Below are 18,252 nucleotides of genomic sequence, written 5' to 3'. Positions count from 1 at the left end.
TCATATTCTAGCGGGACTACGATCAAGAAAACAGAGGAAGCTCTCATGACCATCGATCTTCGCGGGCTCGTTCCCGCACCTGTAACGCCGTTCAACCGGGACGGCAGCGTCGACGTCGACGCGATCCACCGGCTCGGCGGTTGGCTGGCCAGCGTCGACGGCGTCAAGGGCCTGGTGGTCCTCGGCCACGCCGGCGAAGGCACGTTCCTGACCCAGGATGAGCAGGCGCTCGTTATCCGCGAATTCAAGAACGCCGTCAGCGGAGCGATCCCGATCATCGCCGGCATCACAGGCGAGGGAAACACTGTCGCTGCCCTGGAAGCCAAGCGGGCTGTCGAGGCAGGGGCGGCCGCCGGCCTCGTTTACCCCTCGCACGGCTGGCTCCGCTTCGGATACCAGAAGGGCGCACCACAGACCCGCTACAAGGAAATCTACGAAACCTCAGGCCTGCCGCTCATCCTCTTCCAGTACCCGGATGCCACCAAGGCCACCTACGACATCGGAACCCAGCTTGAGATCGCCGGCCAGGAAGGCGTGTTCGCCACGAAGAACGGCGTGCGGAACATGAAGCGCTGGGATACCGAAATTCCCGTTCTGCGCGCGAGCTTCCCTGAGCTGCAGATCCTGACCTGCCATGACGAGTACCTGCTGCACACGATGTTCGACGTCGACGGCGCTTTGGTTGGCTATGGGGGACTCGCCCCCGAGCCGCTCGTGGAGCTGATCGCAGCCGGCAAGGCAAAGGACTATGCAGCGGCGCGTGCCATTCACGACCGCCTGCTGCCGGTGACCAAGAACGTCTACCACCGCGGATCCCACATGGAAGGGACCGTGGCCCTCAAGGAAGGACTCGTCGCCCGCGGCATCCTCGAGCATGCCACCGTCCGGCCGCCGCTGCTCCCGCTGGCTGAAGGTGCCGACGCCGAAATCGCGCTGGCATTGAAGTCCGCCAACCTGGGCAGCGTCACCGTTCCCGCCTGATCTACGGATCCCAAGGATGGCGGGCCAAAACCCGCCATCCTTCCCGAAAATTTCACTCTCCAACCTGGTCAACGACGACCCCCAGCACCGCAGCTGGAGAAGGAGGACTCGCAATGCGCGAGCTGAACAAGACCGCCCCCGCCCTCAAGGACCACCCGGCGCAGACGGCCTCCGCAGGAAGTGCCGCACCTTCGGGCGGCACGTCCACGTTCTACACCCGCAGGGAAATCCGGTTCATCCTGGCCTTCGCCCTGCTGGGCACCCTGTTCGACGGCGCCGAACTTAACCTGATCGGCTTTCCGCTGGCCTACATCTCGGACAGCCTGCACGTTTCCACGATTGCCCTGATCACGGTCGCGACGGTGCAGGGGTTCGCCTCCATCCTGGGTGGCTTCGTGTTCGGCACACTCGGCGACACCCTGGGAAGGCGCCGCACCTTCGCGATCTCGGTCCTCGCCTTCGGCGTCGCAGCCACCCTCGGCGGGCTGGCCACCAACTACGAGACCTTCCTCCTGACCCGCGTGCTCGCCGGCGTCGGGATGGGCGGCCTATTCGGGCTTTCGTTCTCCATGTTCACCGAATGCTGGCAGACCAAGAAACGCGGAACCATGGGCGGCATCATCCAGTCCATGTACTTCGTCGGTGAAATCCTCACCGCAGGCCTGATCTACCTGTTTCTCTCCACCCTGGGCCACGACCTGGGCTGGCGGGCAGGCTATATCGCGATCGGCCTGATCAGTCTCGTGATCGGAGCAGCCTCCCTGAAGCTGCTGCCCGAATCCAAGCAATGGCTCAGTTACCAGGAACACCGCAGGAACGGCACGCTCCCCGAGGAACTGCGCCGCTCCAAGGTTCCAGTGATCGACATCTTCCGCCCCCGCTTCGTGTACGGGACCGTCCTGTTCATGATCCTGTCGACAGCGATGTTCCTGACCACCAACTCGGTAGGCGCCTACCTCTCCACCTACCTGCTCAAGACGCAGCAATTGCCCCTGGACACCGTGAGCCTGATCGTGCTGCTTGGCTACGTTTCCACGATCATCACGTACTCAACCACCGGGTTCGTCTCCGACCGCATTCACCGGAAATACGCGTTCACGGCAGCATGCGTCTTTGGAACCGCCGGCTTCGTCTGGTTCTTGTCCCTGCTCACCTCAGGACGCGCGCAAATCACTGGCGCGTTCTGGACGGCGCCGGGATTCTGGGCACTCATGATGTGCGCGGGAGGGGCCGGAGGTTTCGGTGTTCTCGGTGTCTGGATGTCCGAATTCTTTCCCACCCGCATCCGCTCCACGGGCTCCAGCGCCAGCTACTACGTAGGCCGGGGCCTTGGGGCCGGTGTCTTCCCCCTCTTCGCACTCACCCTCGCCGGCACCGTCCCCTTTGCTCTCGCACTCGGCATCATCGGCCCCGTCGCAGGTGTCCTCTTCTCCGTCCTGACGCCCGACCGCACCGGACGAACCATCGCCGACCTCGAATAGCAGCAACGCGGAAACGAAATCCGCACCAACCTGACAAAAAGGACTCATGACGTGCGGAGGCGCTGAAGGAGTTCTCCGGAAACCGATGACGAGGGCGGGTGCTGCCCGCCGCCGTCGGGCACTGGACCTAGCGTCAGTCGAGCGGCAGCGTGACGGTAACGCAAGTACCGTTGCCTGGCTTGGAGGCGATGGAGACCTCGCCGCCCACTTCATTGACGGCGATGGACATGAGGCGGAGCCCGAATCCATGGTTCCCGTCGGCGGCCGCGGCCTGGCTGTCGAAGCCGGCGCCGTTGTCGGTGACGGTCAGCCGGATCCCGTGATACACCGCCGCAAGCCGGACGGTGATGTCGTGGGCGTGTGCGTACTTGAACGCATTGCTGAGGACTTCCTTGGCTGCGTGGTAGAGAAGGGACGCCGAGCCGGACGAGATTTCAATCCCATGGTGCGGCGTCTCCCAGTGGACCTCGGTCCCTTGGCGGCGCAGCGGCGCGGCCAAGCGGTCAATGCAGCCGGCGAGCCCCAAAGCGTGGAAGTCAACGGGTTGCTGATCGGTGATAACGCCGTTGATGGCGGTAACCTCGTTCAGAGTTGTTGCTGTCTTCATGACCGGTCCTGCTTCCCCTTGCAGCCTTGGTGCTTTCGCCAGCGAATGGGATCCGCCTCTGCTTGGATTAAGAGTGGACCCCGGGGCTTAAGGTTCCCGCGATATTTGCTTAGTTTCGTCCTAATTTTTTTGTCAGGAATCTTCGTCTGGGTGCTACTTCGCGAGGAAGCCCAGCAAAGCCCTGTTGATCTCGGCGCCGTGCGTCCACAGGAAGCCATGCGGGGCGCCGTCGATCTCGACATACTCGGCGCTGGGGAGCGCTTCGGCGAACCTCCGGCCGGTGGCGTCGATGGGGAGGATGTTGTCCGCGGTGCCGTGCACGATCAAGGTGGGCACACCGATCTTGGGGATGTCGGCGCGGAAATCCGTGAGCCACGTGGGCTGGGCGGCCACTGAGGCGTAGGCGCCTGAATGGGCTGCCAGGTTCCAGCTGGCGGTGACTGCTTCGTGGCTCAGGCGGTGGGTTCCGAGGAAAGTAGGAGCGTTGTAGAAGTTGTTGAAGAATTCGGTGAAGAAAGCGTAGCGGTCGGCGATAACGGCTTCGGAAAGTCCGTCGAACACGGACTGCGGGACGCCTCCTGGGTTGTCCTCCGTCTGAAGGAGGAACGGTTCCAAGGATGCAAGGAAAACGGCCTTCGCCACCCGGGCCGAGCCGTAGGTGCTGATGTAGCGGGCTACTTCGCCGGTGCCCATCGAGAAGCCCACCAGGACGGCGTCGTTCACGTCGATGGTGTTCAGCAGGGTGTTGAGGTCGGCGGCGAAGGTGTCGTAGTCGTAGCCGACGGTCGGCTTGCTGGACTTGCCGAAGCCGCGGCGGTCGTAGGTGATGACCCGGTAGCCGGCGTCGAGCAGTGCGGCGGTCTGCTTCTCCCATGACGAACCATCCAGGGGATAGCCGTGGATCAGGACCACTGCCTGGCCGGTCCCGTGGTCCTCGTAGTAAATCTCGATCTCGGTGCTGTTTTCATTTCCGACGGTGATGTAAGCCATGACTACGGTCCTTTCGTAGCGGATCTTGCCGAGCGTCTCCAGCCTACTGTCCGGGTACGACGGCTCCACGCTTCGCCCTGAGGAAAAGCCCTAGTTGCCCCCAGCAACCAGTCGTAGACTGGCTTCGAATCACTACGTGAGTTGGAGACCTGATGCTCTGGAAACTTCTTGTTCAGTACCTGCGGCCACATCGGCGGCTACTGATCGCCGTCGTCGTTTTCCAGTTGGCGCAGTCAATAGCTTCGCTGTACTTGCCTACCCTGAATGCCGACATTATTGACGAAGGCGTGGCCAAGGGGGATACCGGGTACATCCTTGGAACCGGCAGCCTCATGCTGCTCATCACCCTCCTGCAAATCGCCTGTTCGGTGACGGCTGTGTATTTCGGCGCGAAAGCGGCCATGGGGTTGGGGCGGGACTTGCGCGGCGCTATTTTCACCAGGGTGGGGGAGTTCTCCGAGCAGGAGGTCACCCGCTTCGGTGCGCCGTCCCTGATCACGCGCTCCACCAACGACGTGCAGCAGGTCCAGCAGCTCGTCCTGATGACCTGCACACTCATGGTGGCGGCGCCCATACTCAGCATCGGCGGCGTGATCATGGCCGTCCGGCAGGATGCCCAGTTGTCTTGGCTGATAGCAGTGAGTGTCCCGGTGTTGCTCGTTGCCGTCGGCCTCATTGTGACCCGGATGGTTCCCCTGTTCCGCAAGATGCAGGTCCGGATCGATACCGTGAACAGGGTGCTCCGCGAACAACTGGCCGGCATCCGCGTGGTGCGCGCGTTCGTGCGTGAGGACATGGAGACGGAACGCTTCGCCTCAGCCAACCAGGACGTCACCGAGATGGCATTGCGGGCCGGCCGGCTGATGGCCCTCATGTTCCCGGTAGTAATGCTGGTGCTCAACGTCTCCAGCGTGGCCGTGATCTGGTTCGGCTCGTTCCGGATCGACGACGGGTCCATGCAAGTAGGCACGCTGATCGCTTTCCTGAGCTACCTCATGCAGATCCTGATGTCAGTCATGATGGCCACATTCATGGCGGTGATGATCCCGCGTGCGGCCGTTTCGGCGGACCGCATCGGACAGGTGCTGGAGACCGAATCGAGCGTGCGGCCTCCCGAGAACCCGGTCACGGAAACCGCCGGGCGCGGCGAGCTGGAATTGCGCGACGTCGGATTCGCCTATCCGGGTGCCGAGCAGCCGGTCCTCAACGGGATCAGCTTCCAGGCCCGTGCGGGCCAGACGACGGCGATCATCGGCAGCACCGGCGCCGGCAAGACCACCCTGGTTAACTTGTTGCCCAGGCTCTTCGACGCGAGCAGCGGCTCGGTGAGGATCGACGGCGTCGACGTCCGCGAGCTGCACCCGGACCTTCTGTGGGGGCACATCGGGCTGGTTCCGCAAAAGCCCTACCTGTTCTCAGGCACCGTCCGGAGCAACCTGCTTTACGGCAAGCCCGACGCCACCGAAGAAGAACTCTGGCGGGCCCTCTCCATTGCGCAGGCGCAGGATTTCGTCGAGGAAATGGAAGGCGGGCTGGATGCTCCCATCTCGCAAGGCGGCACCAACGTCTCCGGTGGCCAGCGCCAACGCCTCGCCATCGCCCGGGCGCTCGTGAAGCAGCCCGAGCTCTACATCTTCGACGATTCTTTCTCCTCCCTTGACACCGCCACCGATGCAAGGCTGCGCCAGGCCCTCAAACGCCACACGTCCGGCGCCACCATGGTCATCATCGCGCAGCGGGTGTCCAGCATCGCGGACGCCGAGCAGATTCTAGTGCTCGACGACGGGCAGCTGGTGGGGCGCGGAACCCACGAAGAGTTGTTGGAGACGTCCGAAACGTACCGCGAGATAGTTTCCTCGCAACTGGCAGCGGAGGAGGCGGCATGAGCAGCGCACCCAGCACGGCCAACCGCCCGCCCCGCCCTCCGATGGGGCCCGGCCGTGGCGGACCTTTCGCGGGCATGAACGTCCCGGCCGAAAAAGCCATGAACTTCCTGCCTTCTGCCAAGCGGCTCCTCGGCACCCTTCGGCCGGAGCGCATGTGGCTGACCCTGGTTCTCGCCCTGGCTGTCGCGAGCGTGACCCTGTCCGTGATCGGCCCCCGGCTACTCGGCGAGGGCACCAACCTGATCTTCGCCGGCGTCGTCTCCAAGCAACTTCCCGCCGGGGTGAGCAAGCAACAGCTCATCGACGGCCTGCGCGCCTCCGGGCAGAACTCCAAGGCCGACATGCTCAGGGGCATGGACCTGACTCCCGGCGTCGGAATCGACTTCGGGGCGCTGTCCTCGATCCTGCTGTGGGTGCTGGTCCTCTATGTCCTGGCCTCAGCGTTCGGCTGGATCCAGGCGTACGTGCTCAACGGCGTCGTGCAGCGCACCGTGTACCGCCTGCGCGAGCAGATCGAAGCGAAAATCAACCGCCTTCCGTTGCGCTACTTCGACTCCGTGCAGCGCGGTGAACTCCTCAGCCGGGTGACCAACGACGTCGACAACATCTCGCAAAGCCTCCAGCAGTCCATCAGCCAGGCGGTGACATCCCTGCTCACCGTGGCGGGGGTCATCTTCATGATGTTCCTGCTGTCGCCGATTCTGGCGTTCATCACCCTGGTCACTGTGCCCTTGACGCTCGTGACCACCATGCTGATTGCCAAGCGCTCGCAGAAGCTGTTCGTTGCCCAGTGGAAGAACACTGGAGAGCTGAACGGGCAGATCGAAGAGACGTACACCGGCCATGCACTGGTGAAGGTGTTCGGCCGGCAGCGGGAGGTGGAGCAGCGCTTCCGCGAGAAGAACGGGGAGTTGTTCTCGGCCAGTTTCGGAGCCCAGTTCTTCAGCGGCCTGATCATGCCGGCACTGACGTTCATCGGCAACCTGGTCTATGTGGGGATCGCCGTGGTGGGTGGGCTGCAGGTGGCCTCCGGTGCCATGCAGCTTGGCGATGTCCAGGCCTTCATCCAGTACTCGCGGCAGTTCACCCAGCCTCTCGCGCAGCTTGGTTCAATGGCCAATCTGCTCCAGTCTGGTGTGGCGTCTGCCGAACGCGTCTTCGCGCTGCTCGACACCGAAGAGCAGAGCCCCGATCCTGAGCCTTCGGCCGTTCCGGAGGTGACGCGCGGGCGCTTGGTGTTCGAGAACATCTCCTTCTCCTACTCGGCAGAAAAGCCGCTGATCCAGGACTTGAGCCTGGTGGCCGAGCCCGGACAGTCCGTGGCGATCGTCGGACCCACCGGGGCCGGCAAAACCACCCTCGTGAACCTGATGATGCGCTTCTACGAGCTCGACGCGGGGCGGATAACGCTCGACGGCGTCGACGTCGCCTCGATGTCGCGGTACGAACTGCGCTCGCGGATGGGCATGGTCCTGCAGGACACATGGCTGTTCGGCGGCACCATCCGGGACAACATCGCGTACGGCCGGCCGGACGCCACCGAAGCCGAGATTCTGGAGGCCGCACAGGCGGCATACGTAGACCGCTTCGTCCACTCGCTCCCGGAAGGGTATGACACAGTGCTCGACGACGAAGGCAGCAACGTTTCCGCAGGTGAGATGCAGCTGCTCACCATCGCCCGGGCGTTCTTGGCGCGTCCTTCAGTCTTGATTCTGGACGAGGCCACGAGCTCCGTGGACACCAGGACCGAGGTCCTGGTGCAGAAGGCCATGAGTGCCTTGCGTTCAGACCGGACGAGCTTTGTAATCGCGCACCGCCTCTCCACGATCCGCGACGCCGACCTCATCCTGGTGATGGAAGCCGGGCAGATCGTGGAGCAAGGAACGCATGCGGAGCTGTTGGCTGCTGGTGGCGCCTACTCGCGGCTGTACGAGGCCCAGTTCGCGGCGCCGGTGGCCGAGGTCTGAGGGCGTAGCTGTGTCACGCCGGGCAACTTTTTGGGGCCTTGGGTCAGGGAGAAGCCCGGAAATCCAGGGTCTTGATCCTAGCCGGCCGCTAAAAATGTGCCAGGCGTGACGTTTGCTTGTCCACATACGGCGTGCCGGGGGTGACGCAAACGCGCCCCGGCCCGGCACGATGGCTACATGGATGTCGAAAAGGCGCTTAATCTCTGTGGGGGAGTGGCGCGAAGGCCCGTGCTGGCGCGTCTTGGCATTGCCGACAGCCAGCTGAGGAGGGCGGTTCGCCGCGGTGTGGAACAACCGGCGCGCGGCGTCTACGCGCTGGCTTCGGCATCCGTCGCCGATGTGACCCTGGTCCGGAACCACCAAATACGGACCTGCGTCAGTGCGGCCCCGTTCTACGGGTTGTGGGTCATTGACCAGTCCGGCCCACTGCACGTGCACCACAGGCGCAACCGAGGGACCTGCGACGTCCTACATCACGGTGGTTTGCTGCTCCCCGCGCATCCGCACAAACCAGTGGCTTCCCTAGCAGATGTCCTGATCCACGCATTGCGCTGCCTGCCCTGGCAGGAATCCTTGGTCATGGTGGAGTGTGCTGTGGCCCGCGGTGACATGACAGTGGGATTCCTGCGGGAGCGGCTGCCGGGAAAGCGCAACGGGAAGGCACGCCAGGTTCTACGTTGGGTGGATCGCGGGGCTGAGTCGATGTTGGAGACGCTGGCCCGGACTTACTTCCGGAGGGCCGGAATCCACGTGCAGCCACAGTTCTATCTCGACGGCGTAGGCTACATGGACCTGTTGCTGGACGGTTGGCTGTTGGTGGAACTCGACGGCCGCCACCATGCGGACTGGCGGCAGGTAAAGAAAGACCATCGCCGTAACAACTCGTCTGTGGTTCAGGGCTATACAGTGCTCCGTTACTACTACCCGGACGTCGTCTATGAAGCAGAAACCATGGTTTCGGAGGTTCTTGCGGTGCTTGGGCGCGGGAAAATTGCCCGTCCGGCAACGTAACTGTGTCACGCATAGCAACTTTTTGGGGCCTTGGGTCAGGGAGAAGCCCCGAAATTCAGGAGTTCGGATGCCTGCAGCGGCCAAAAACCTGCCTGGCGTGACACGCCCCTCCGGACCGGGCGGGATACGCGAACGACGGCGGGAGGCGCCTCCCGCCGTTGTCGTCGCGTTGCGTCCGAAAAGGCGTTGTTACAGGGAGTGTGCGTCGAAGGCCGTGGCCTTCGCTGCGCTGCCGTTCAGGCTGACCGTGAAGGTGTTCGGCCCGCTGCAGGTGACCGCGATGCTTGCCTTGGAAGTGTTGTGGCGCACGGAGAAATCGTGCACAAGGGCGTCCAGGGTGTGGTGGGTGGTTGAGCGGTCCCAAATCTTGAGGGTTACGGAGTCGGCAGTTTCAAACGTCATTGTTCAGTGCTTCCATTCATGAATCCGGATATTCGGCGATCGCGCCAGTGCGAAGCCGCAGTATGACCAATCCATGAACGCCTGAGACTTCAGGCGGGCTCGACAAGCTCACCGGTTTGGCCTCATTGCGTCCACCAGGATGGGCAAAAACTTGGCCGGGACATTGCGTCCTGGCCCTGCCTTTCCATAGTGCACAGTGAGGCGTAGACGGCTCAAGCCAAGATGCCATTTGTTGCTAGTGAGTCTCATCACAGCTAGGCGGGCTAGTCAGATGCCAGCTGCAATGCGCCGAAGACCGGATCCTGGGTGAGGACCTGCAAAGTTTCAAGGCCTCGAGTGACAAGGGCTATCCGCATGGCCGTCTGCAAAGTGGGCTGGTTCATGCCGAGGCCACCACCGAGGACGATCGGCCCCTCGATGGTTAGTTGCTCAGCGCATTTCGCCGCCAACGTGGCAAGATCAGCTCCTGCCTGGAGGATCATGTCCAACGACGCCGTGTGTCCCGAGGCCGCGCACTCAAAGACCAAGGGCGACTTGGCAGCCCAAAACTCGCGCCCAGCGTCGCCATGGAAAAGGGCGATCAAACCCTCGGGGCCGGTGAGGCCGCAAGACTTCAAGAGCGCCTGCGTCAGTTCGTCGGGGCGCAGCCCATTGTTCATTCGCTCAAGGCTGTACCTCACTGCTTCACGGCCGAACCAGTAACCGCTGCCTTCGTCACCAAGCAAGTAGCCCCAGCCCCCCGCACGCGCCTGGTCCTCACCGTTAGTGCCCCAGGCCGCGGATCCAGTGCCGGCGATCACGGCAATTCCGGTGCTGCATCCTGCCGCGGCCAGCAGAAGGCGCGTGTCATGGACTACGGAGACGACGGCGGAGGGAGCCAGCGGTTGAATCAGTTCCGTCAGCGCCTGTGCATCGTCAGCGGTGTCAATTCCCCCGGAGCCAACCACGACGCGCGCAACGGTCTCACCGTCGAGTCCTGCAAAGACGCCCCCCAGGTTGCTGCGGGCTTGGGCTCGGCTCACGTTCTGCACATTGGCGCTGCCACCGGAAACATCGGCAACGGCGGTTCCATCCATCCATTTGATCCCGCGCGTCTTTGAACCACCGATGTCCAAACCTACGACCGCGCCGACGACTGGGGTCTTCACTGATTGTTTCCTTACTTCGTGAGAATGCATGAAGATGCTCGGCGCAGTGGGCCTGCGCCGAGCATCAAAAGCGCTGGTTTTTCGCAGCGGTTGTTAGCCTTGGTCTGCGCGGTAGAAGTACATTTCGCGGGATCCGGAGGGCGCATCCCAGCCTTGTGCGAACATCCAGGTTCCGCCGAATTTGAGCAGGCCTCCCCAGGCCAGCGACCCTCCCTTGTGCACGGCTTTCTGGGTGAAGGGTTGGTTCACGTCATACAGCGCCTGCGCCGCGGAGAATTGTCCGTCTGCGTCCCCATAGAAGAAGTCCAGGACCAGCTTGCCGCCGCCGTCGTCGTCGCTCTCGCCGCCGTCCTCGACAATGGCGCAGGCAACTTCGTGCAGTGAGCCGCCCAGCGGCCCGAGGTCCAGGTAGTCCTGCGGCTCAAACGTCCAATTCACCATGTCGGCGGACCGTCCAACATGGGTGGTTCCGCCGCAGCCCTCGGACAGATACATCAGGTAGTGGCCGCCAATCTTGACGGCTTCGCCGCGGGCGTTCCGGGGGATGACGGCTCCCTTGGCCCAAAATTTCGAAACCTCGTGGGGGACTGCCAAACCGAGCTTTTCCCAGTGGATCAGGTCGTCGGACACTGCAACATTGATGTCGCAGCCAACATCGCCGAGGGGATAGACATCGGGATCCTGGCCAGCCTGCTCCTCGCTGCGGTCTATTGTCCAGATCCCGTTGTAGAACATGTAGTAGCGGCCGTTGGCCTGGTACACCTTGGGATCTTCGCAGCCGAGGATCTCATTGTCCTGCGTGGGGTAGATCGCCGGATTGGTGAGGCTGTCCTGCCAGCCCGTTTCAGGATCGTAGACGGCAACACCGATGCGGCTGGAGACCGACTCCTTGCGCGGAGATGCGCGGTAGAACAGGTAGAGCTTTCCGTCGCGCTCCATGACAGAGGGATTGAAGATTGAATCCGCGGTCCAGCCGATGCCGGTAGGGTCCGCCCAGTCCTCGATTTGCCGGAAGGTCAGGGAATCGTCCTTGCGGAAAGGGCCCACAGCCCATTCCGGGTGCTCCTGGTACTCGGCGGAAAACTGGTCGGTGGAAATGGTGTCGGTCAGCGGATTGCTGAACGTGAGTGCTCCTTCGTAGCTGTGGAGCAGGGCTTCGGTGGTGATCTTCTGCATGTGGGTTCTTCCTGTGGTGGCGGTGGGGACTAGTTGAGGACCAAGGTCACCCAGGTGAACCCACCCGGAGCGACAGCGACGCGGCCGGAATGATCTGCCCCGTTCTGGTCGGAACTTGGCTTGACGGGCTGGCCGGAAGCATCAAAGGCCTGCTGGCTCAGATGGAAGCCTTGGGGCATGTCCATTTTTCGTTCGATGCTTCCCGGGGCGGCGCTAATGTACAGGGTTGATCGGCCTCCGGGGCCGGAGACGGAAACCGAGGAAATCTGCGGCTGCAGCAGCACTCCATCGATCGCCGCGTCGCTTCCGGCCTTGGCCACCACGCTGTCCTGTCCTGCCGGCATGGGCCGGTCAAGGGAGAATGGGAAGAGTTTGCCAGGAGCTGCCGTGATGCCTTGCTCGCCTGCCCCGCCGTTGGGCGTGGTGCCAAGGAAAGTGCTCCCGGAAGTCCACGACGTCGTTCCGGCGGCTTCGGGGCGCTGGTTCACGATCGGATACACGTTCCGCGCCTGGTCCGAGGCCGGGACCGGGATCTTCAGGGTGCCGCCTGCGTTGAGCGCGACATATGCGCCGCCGGACCAGTTTGCCTCACCAGTCCATGCGGAGGCGGGTTTGACGACCGCGCCGCCCGTGATGGTTCCGGCTTCGGCCTCGGCCACCTTGAGTCCGTCCGTCGCCACGGTGCTGCTGATCCCCAGGGCCTTCGCTTTGAGCTCCGGATTGGCATCCAGGGTGAGCATCGAGAGGAGGGTGTGGATGGTGGATTCCGCCCCGGAGTTGGGGTTGACCCGGCCGTCGGTTTCTATGCCGTCGATTGCCGTGCCGGTTGCGGGGTTGTAGGCGGGCTTTCCACTGCGGTTGGCACCGAAGTACCAGCCGGCAGCCACCGCGGCCACGTCGAGCAGGCCGGGAGCGTTCGCGGCTTTGGCGGTCGCCACGAGTCCTTCCACCCGGGAGTCCACGCCGTAGGCTATTTGCGCCTCACCCGGGGTGGGGCTCCACGCATTGTCCGGTCCGCCCGCAGCGAGGAGTTGCGGAGTGAACTGGGCGGAGTCCTTCACTGCCGCGGTCAGCAGGTCAGGGCGATGCAGCAACGAAGAAGCATTGGCGACGGCGGCCGCCGTCATGCCACCCCAAGCGTGCCACAGGGTTCGGGACTGGTTCCACGGAAGAATCGCGCCAAAGGGCCATTGCTGAACCGACCCTGAGGACATCGCGGCGATACCCTCGGTGAGCTTGCTCAGCGCGGTAGCGGCAGCGCCGTCGTCGGGCGCGGCTTTCGCGTAAGCGGTGAGACCGAGCACGGCTTCCGCGGACGCATCCGCGCCTCCGGTAATCAGCCAGGCAGGAACCTTGGCGCCATCAGCAATGTCGTACTTTCCGTACTTGGCGAGGGACTGCTTGTTCAGAGAAGTGACGGCGAGGTCCAGCCGGGTTTGCAGGAAGGCAGCAAATTGGGGGTCGGCCGACTTGAACGCGGCATAGCCTTCTCCTAGCGCCCACACGGTCCGGGCCAGCCAGTACGACTCGGCTGAATCGCTGGGGTCGGGCTTTTCCACCGGCTTGGCGCTCGGCGTCAACGTGCCGTCAGACTGCTGCCACAGCACCACGTTTCCGGCGTTGGGACCGGAAGATGTCTGCATGTAGGTCAGCTCCCGCAGCACCTCGAAGGCGCGGGTGCGGCTTGAGGCGTCACCGGTCTGCTGCCAGTGTCGCAAGTAGACGACGGCGGTGCGCGCAATGTCGTCCGCGTTGAAGGCACCCTGGCTCCAGTGACCTGTGGTTGCGTCCTTGCTGCCTCCTCCTACCCGGGTATAGCTGCCATCGGCATTCTTGCCGGCGTAGGTCCACGGCGCTTGTGCCGCGGGATGTTCACCGATCTGGTACGTCGTGTGGCCATCTACCGCTTGGAGCGGAACGGCGTCGAGGAGGAAATTCAGGTGGGAAAGATTGGTCAACGGTGCCTGCGACGTAAGCGCCGACGCCGGTGCCTGCGACGCGGCGGCCGGGGCAGGCTGCATCGCTGACGCCACCCCTGCCCCGGTCAGGAGCATCGACAGTGTTGCAACAACTGCGACCGGGGCCGACTTCAGTCGTGCATGAACAGCAAAACGGGTCATGTCTAACTCCTATGGCTATGGAAAAAGGGACTGGACTGCTGAGGCGCGGTGTCGCCGTATGCGCGGTGCTGCCTTTAGGCGCGGTCCAGCCGTGCCACACCGATCTTCGAGTCGGCCATGCCATAGAAGACGAACAGCTGGTCGCCGATCTTCTCTATTGCGGTGGGGAAAACGACGTTGGGAACAATGCCCGATCTCTCGTCCTCCGTTTCGGGTGCCAGCAGCGGCTTGTCGCTACGGGCGATCACGATGGAGGGGTCTTCGCTGTCCAGGATCATCGCAGCGGCCGTGTAGTTGACGTTCTGCTGGTGGTCGAAGGCAGACTTCTCCATCGAACCGGAGACGCCGTGGTAGATCAGGAGCCAGCCCTCGTCGACGCGGATGGGTGCTGGTCCGCCGCCGATCTTGAGTTCTTCGAAGGGGAATTCGCTGAGGGCCACGAGCTTGTGTTTGCGCAGGTGAACCAGGTTGCGAATGTCCCTCTCGACATCGGCAACTGCGACGTAGGAAATCCAGATACCCGGGCGGTTGTCATCGAGGCCGGCCGGCAGGTGCTCTCCCTCGCCCTCGCGGATCCAGCCTAGGTCCCACATGGGGCGGTGCAGCAAAGCGTAGGAGGGGACGCCGTCGGGATCGTTGACCGGTTCCGGGAAGAACACGGCGTCCTTGTTGGCGAACAAGTTCAAGTCCATGGACAAGTCGGCCTGGTATTCGAAGTGGCAGGGCCCCAGACGGTTCCATGTGCGCAGGTCTTCGGAATGGGCGAAAGCGAGGCGGGGACCAAGCGGCCCATAGGCGACATAGGTCATCAGGTGCCGGCCGAGGGACGGTACCCAGGTGACGCGGGGATCTTCCGTTCCCGCGTTGTTGAGGCCCCGTTCCCACCCTTCGTCCGGTGCCAGGACAACACCCTGGCGTTCGACGCCGGACGGGACACCGTCGTCGCCGATGATCACCTTGGCAAGTCCGACGCGAGAGACATTGCCCTTCGCCACGAGGCGGGGCAGGAGGTACAGCTCGCCGTCGAGTCCCCGGCCGCTGGCCGGGTTGAGGACGCCTTCGGCTTCGAACTCGTTCCCCTCCTCCGGGGTCATAATGACGCCGGCGCGGGTGAGGGTGAACGGGACCGTGGGGAGTGCTGAAGTTGAGGAAGTCATAGAGCTTAGCCCTTTACGCTTGATCCGATGTTGGTGGAAATGAATTGGCGCTGGAAGAAGATGAACAGCGCGACGGCGGGAGCCGCGAGGACGCAGGCGCCGGCAAGGATGGCGCCGAACGGGTTGGATGCCGTGGCGGCAATGTTCGAGATGTAGTTCGCCAGGGAGACCGCGAGCGGCTGGATTGCTTGGTCCTTGGTCACGAGGAACGGCCACAGGAACTCGTTCCACGGACCGATGAACGTCAATAAAACGGCTGTGACAATGGCGGGCCGGACCAGGGGGATAGCGATCTGCCACAGGATTCTCAGCTCGCTGGCACCGTCGATACGGGCGGCCTCGAACAAGGTGGAGGGCAGCTGCATGAAGTACTGGCGGAAGACGAAGACGGCTGTCGAATTGATGGCGAACGGCAGGATCATGCCCATGTAGGTGTCTGCGAGCCCGTAGTCCCGCACGATCATCACGTACAGGGGAATGAGGAGCAGCTGGAACGGAATCATCTGGACCAGCAGCATCATGCCGAACACGAAGCCCTTGCCGCGGAATTGCATCTGTGCAAGCGCGTAGCCCACCAGGAGCCCGAACACCACCGTGAAGAAGATGACGCCGCCAGTGAAGATACCCGAGTTGACCAGGCCCTTCAGCAGGTCGATGGAGTTGTTGATGTTGCTGTAGTTCTCGCCGGTGATGTTCGCCGGGCTCGGGAACGCGCCGGCCACGGAGGTGTCCGGGGAGGTCTGAAGCGAGCCGATGAACATGTAGTAGAACGGGAAGAGGAACACAAAGGCTCCCAGGGCCAGCAGCACGAAGCTGCCCACGCCCAGGTTCTTTCGTTTCTCGACGGATCCGTCCTTGCGGAAGGCCCCGGATCCGGAACCCTTGGCTCCGGAAGCGGCCGTTTCGGGACCGGTGGCACCTGGCTGGCGAGCGCCGTCGTCGTCGTTCCTGAAAGTTGCCTTATTGAAAATCGACACGTCAGTCCTCCTTCCCGCCCACAAGGCGTTTCTGGATCAAGGCAATGAGCAAGACACCGATGACGAGCACCACGCCCAGCGCGGCGGCCACGTCTGGGTTCCCCTGCAGGATGCCCTTCTGGTACATCAGGAAGACCGGCGATGTCGAGGCTCCGTCCGGTCCGCCTCCGCCTGTCAGCAGATAGGGCTCGGTGAACAAGTTTGCCCCGGTGATGGTGGCCAACAGGGTCACCAGCACGCTTGCCGAGCGCACTCCCGGAACGGTGATGTTCCAGAACTGGACCCATTTGTTCCCGCCATCTACGGAGGCAGACTCGTACAGTTCGTCCGGGATGTTCTGCAGGGCAGCCAGGTACAGCAGGATGAAGAAGCCCAGCTGCTTCCAAGTCACGTACAGCGCCACGGTTGGCATCGCCAGCCAGGAGTTCGTCAGCCACGAGGGGTTCGGGGCCAGCGGCCCCAGCAGGGAGTTGACGAGGCCGTTCTGTTGGAACAGGAACAGCCAGACCCCGACGACGGCGACGCTCGCCGTGACGTACGGGACGTAGTAGCTGACCCGGAAGAAAGTCTTGAGCCGCGTCACACGGTTCAGCGCGTTGGCCAGGACCAGGGACAGCACCACGGTCAGCGGCACGTTGATGACCAGGAAAATGCCGATGTTGGCGAAGGAACGCTGTACCTCGGGATCGGACAGGACAGTGATGTAGTTGTCCAGCCCCACGAAGGGCCGGTCAACTTGGACGCCGGGAGCGGTGAAGAAGAACTGATGGAAGGAGATGTAGACGGCGTACCCGAGCGGGTACGCCAGCACCGCAAGGACGTAGATGACGTAGGGGGCGCTGAACAGCAGTCCCAGCGGCTGGCGGCCCAGGAAGTTCTTACGTTTCCTGGGCGCCTGCCGCTGGTCCACGGCCCGCCCGGCTGCGTCTCCCGCGATGGGGGCGCCGTCAGCTGAGCGAAGTGACATGGGGATTCGCCTGCTACTTCTGGGCTGCCAGTTGGTTGATCTTGTCAGAAGCGCCCTTGAACGCGTCATCGATGCTCTGGTTGCCGAAGATCACGGACTTGCCCCATGCGTCACGGAAGGTCTGCCAGATCTGGACTGAGTTGGAGACGTTGGGAACTTCCACGGTACGTCCGGCCTGGTTGGCGAACTGCTTGTAGGCCGGGTTCTGCGTGAAGTAATCCGGGTAGGCAGTGGTCAAGTCCTTGCGCATCGGCATCTGGCCGGAGGCCGAAAGGAGTTTGCCGTCCTCTTCCTTGCTGGTGGCGAACTTCATGACCTCCCAGGCGGTGCCTTGGTTCTTGCACGAGGAGTACATGGCGACGTTCTTGGCGTCAGAGAATGTGGAGCCGTTGGTCTGGGGCTGGGTACCCGGGACCGGGACCGTGCCCCAATTCACCTTGCCCTTGTATGAAGCGACGGCCCAAGGTCCCGCCAGGGACATGCCGGCCTTGCCTTCGGCGAAGGAATCACCCTTATAGGCTTCCTTGGAGGCCAGGTTCTCCTTGTAGAGGGTCTGGAACATGGTGGCGACCTGCTTGCCTTGCTCGCTGTCAAAGGTGGACTTGCCATCTTTGAGCAACGTGGTGCCGCCTGAGTTGGCTGCGTAGAACGGGTAGAAGTCGAACCAGGACTGGTAGAAGTCGCTCGCGGGCGAAGGCCACACGGCATTGGCAACGGCGCCGGACTTCACGAGGGTGCGGGCAGTGTCCAGGAACTCGGACTGCGTGGCCAGCTTGGGCTTTTCCGGGTCAAGTCCTGCCTTGGCGAAGATGTCCTTGTTGTAGAAGAGGACCACGGGGTTGGACTTCCACGGCAGCTGGTACATCTTGCCATCGGAGGACTTGTATTGATCGGCAAGGTCGCCGGTGCGGTCCTTGATGTACTGGGTCCCGTCCGGGAACGAGTCCAGCGGGACCAACCCGCCTTGCTTCTGGAACTGCGGAACAGCCACCGGAGCCGTGTTGAAGACCAGGCACGGGGCGTTGCCGGCGGTAATTGCTGCCCCGATGACTTCTTCGGAGCTCTTGCCGGCCGGGATTTCCTGGGCGTCGACCTGCTGGTCAGGGTGGGCTGCGTTCCACGCCGCCACCATGTCCTTGCCCCACTTCACCTCGAACTCATTGTTGGAGTACCAGATCTTGATGGGGCCCTTGGCCGTGGTGGCGGAGTTCGCTGCGGGAGCTGTGCTGTTTGAGGCACCCCCACCGCATGCGGCCAAGCCGGCCCCGATAACAGCAATAGCGGTAAGGGAGAGAACTCGTGAACTGATTTTTCCGTGCTTCATTGCAACTCCTTTTGCGGGTAAAAATTGACATGCAGTGGCGGCATTGCCTTCAGGTACG

15 protein-coding genes are annotated in these 18,252 nt (G+C 62.9%); 5 read left to right on the top strand and 10 right to left on the bottom strand.

Annotation, left to right across the window (positions count from 1 at the left end):
- The first annotated feature begins 45 nt into the window (after positions 1-45).
- Positions 46-981 (top strand): dihydrodipicolinate synthase family protein, encoded by a 936-nt coding sequence (locus LFT43_RS17850; protein ID WP_395799083.1) that lies wholly within the window; start codon positions 46-48, stop codon positions 979-981.
- Between the two features lie 113 nt (positions 982-1,094).
- Positions 1,095-2,462, top strand: a complete 1,368-nt coding sequence (locus LFT43_RS17845) for an MFS transporter (protein WP_395799081.1) — start codon at positions 1,095-1,097, stop codon at positions 2,460-2,462.
- 133 nt (positions 2,463-2,595) lie between these two features.
- Here LFT43_RS17845 and LFT43_RS17840 read toward each other — a convergent pair whose 3' ends face one another.
- Both LFT43_RS17840 and LFT43_RS17835 read right to left on the bottom strand, forming a co-directional pair.
- Positions 2,596-3,069 carry a sensor histidine kinase gene (locus tag LFT43_RS17840; protein WP_395799079.1) on the bottom strand — a complete coding sequence of 158 codons (474 nt, stop codon included), beginning with the start codon at positions 3,067-3,069 and terminating at the stop codon, positions 2,596-2,598.
- A 153-nt stretch (positions 3,070-3,222) separates the two neighbouring features.
- Positions 3,223-4,059, bottom strand: a complete 837-nt coding sequence (locus LFT43_RS17835; protein ID WP_395799077.1) for an alpha/beta fold hydrolase — start codon at positions 4,057-4,059, stop codon at positions 3,223-3,225.
- 152 nt (positions 4,060-4,211) lie between these two features.
- Between LFT43_RS17835 and LFT43_RS17830 the strand changes: the two genes are divergently transcribed.
- The 3 genes from LFT43_RS17830 to LFT43_RS17820 all read left to right on the top strand — a co-directional run bounded on the left by LFT43_RS17830 (position 4,212) and on the right by LFT43_RS17820 (position 8,923).
- A complete protein-coding gene (locus LFT43_RS17830) occupies positions 4,212-5,945 on the top strand; it encodes an ABC transporter ATP-binding protein (RefSeq protein ID WP_395799075.1) in 1,734 nt (577 codons plus the stop codon).
- Positions 5,942-7,912 carry an ABC transporter ATP-binding protein gene (locus LFT43_RS17825; protein ID WP_395799073.1) on the top strand — a complete coding sequence of 657 codons (1,971 nt, stop codon included), beginning with the start codon at positions 5,942-5,944 and terminating at the stop codon, positions 7,910-7,912. Before LFT43_RS17830 ends, LFT43_RS17825 begins: the two co-directional genes overlap by 4 nt.
- Positions 7,913-8,089: 177 nt before the next feature.
- Positions 8,090-8,923 carry a DUF559 domain-containing protein gene (locus LFT43_RS17820; protein ID WP_395799071.1) on the top strand — a complete coding sequence of 278 codons (834 nt, stop codon included), beginning with the start codon at positions 8,090-8,092 and terminating at the stop codon, positions 8,921-8,923.
- 189 nt (positions 8,924-9,112) lie between these two features.
- Here the strand turns inward: LFT43_RS17820 and LFT43_RS17815 are convergent, their stop codons facing one another.
- The 8 genes from LFT43_RS17815 to LFT43_RS17780 all read right to left on the bottom strand — a co-directional run bounded on the left by LFT43_RS17815 (position 9,113) and on the right by LFT43_RS17780 (position 18,194).
- The gene (locus LFT43_RS17815; protein ID WP_184741564.1) at positions 9,113-9,325 is read right to left on the bottom strand and encodes a hypothetical protein; all 213 of its coding nucleotides are present in this window, start codon (positions 9,323-9,325) and stop codon (positions 9,113-9,115) included.
- 263 nt (positions 9,326-9,588) lie between these two features.
- Positions 9,589-10,473, bottom strand: coding sequence for an N-acetylglucosamine kinase (locus LFT43_RS17810; RefSeq protein ID WP_395799069.1), 885 nt, complete (start codon positions 10,471-10,473; stop codon positions 9,589-9,591).
- A 93-nt stretch (positions 10,474-10,566) separates the two neighbouring features.
- Positions 10,567-11,649 carry a hypothetical protein gene (locus tag LFT43_RS17805; RefSeq protein WP_395799067.1) on the bottom strand — a complete coding sequence of 361 codons (1,083 nt, stop codon included), beginning with the start codon at positions 11,647-11,649 and terminating at the stop codon, positions 10,567-10,569.
- 29 nt (positions 11,650-11,678) lie between these two features.
- Positions 11,679-13,769, bottom strand: coding sequence for a hypothetical protein (locus LFT43_RS17800; protein ID WP_395799065.1), 2,091 nt, complete (start codon positions 13,767-13,769; stop codon positions 11,679-11,681).
- A 74-nt stretch (positions 13,770-13,843) separates the two neighbouring features.
- Positions 13,844-14,926 (bottom strand): glycosidase, encoded by a 1,083-nt coding sequence (locus LFT43_RS17795; RefSeq protein ID WP_395799063.1) that lies wholly within the window; start codon positions 14,924-14,926, stop codon positions 13,844-13,846.
- 5 nt (positions 14,927-14,931) lie between these two features.
- A complete protein-coding gene (locus LFT43_RS17790) occupies positions 14,932-15,687 on the bottom strand; it encodes a carbohydrate ABC transporter permease (RefSeq protein WP_395803151.1) in 756 nt (251 codons plus the stop codon).
- 217 nt (positions 15,688-15,904) lie between these two features.
- Positions 15,905-16,870: a carbohydrate ABC transporter permease gene (locus LFT43_RS17785; RefSeq protein ID WP_395799061.1), complete on the bottom strand. Its 966-nt coding sequence runs from the start codon at positions 16,868-16,870 to the stop codon at positions 15,905-15,907.
- A 13-nt stretch (positions 16,871-16,883) separates the two neighbouring features.
- Positions 16,884-18,194: an ABC transporter substrate-binding protein gene (locus LFT43_RS17780; protein WP_395799059.1), complete on the bottom strand. Its 1,311-nt coding sequence runs from the start codon at positions 18,192-18,194 to the stop codon at positions 16,884-16,886.
- Between the last annotated feature and the right edge of the window lie 58 nt (positions 18,195-18,252).

This window comes from Arthrobacter sp. FW306-04-A (genome assembly GCF_044358315.1).
In the GTDB taxonomy this organism is placed as follows: Bacteria; Actinomycetota; Actinomycetes; order Actinomycetales; family Micrococcaceae; genus Arthrobacter.
The sequence above is the reverse complement of the archived record's forward strand: the minus strand, read 5'-3'. Positions and strand labels throughout refer to the sequence as shown.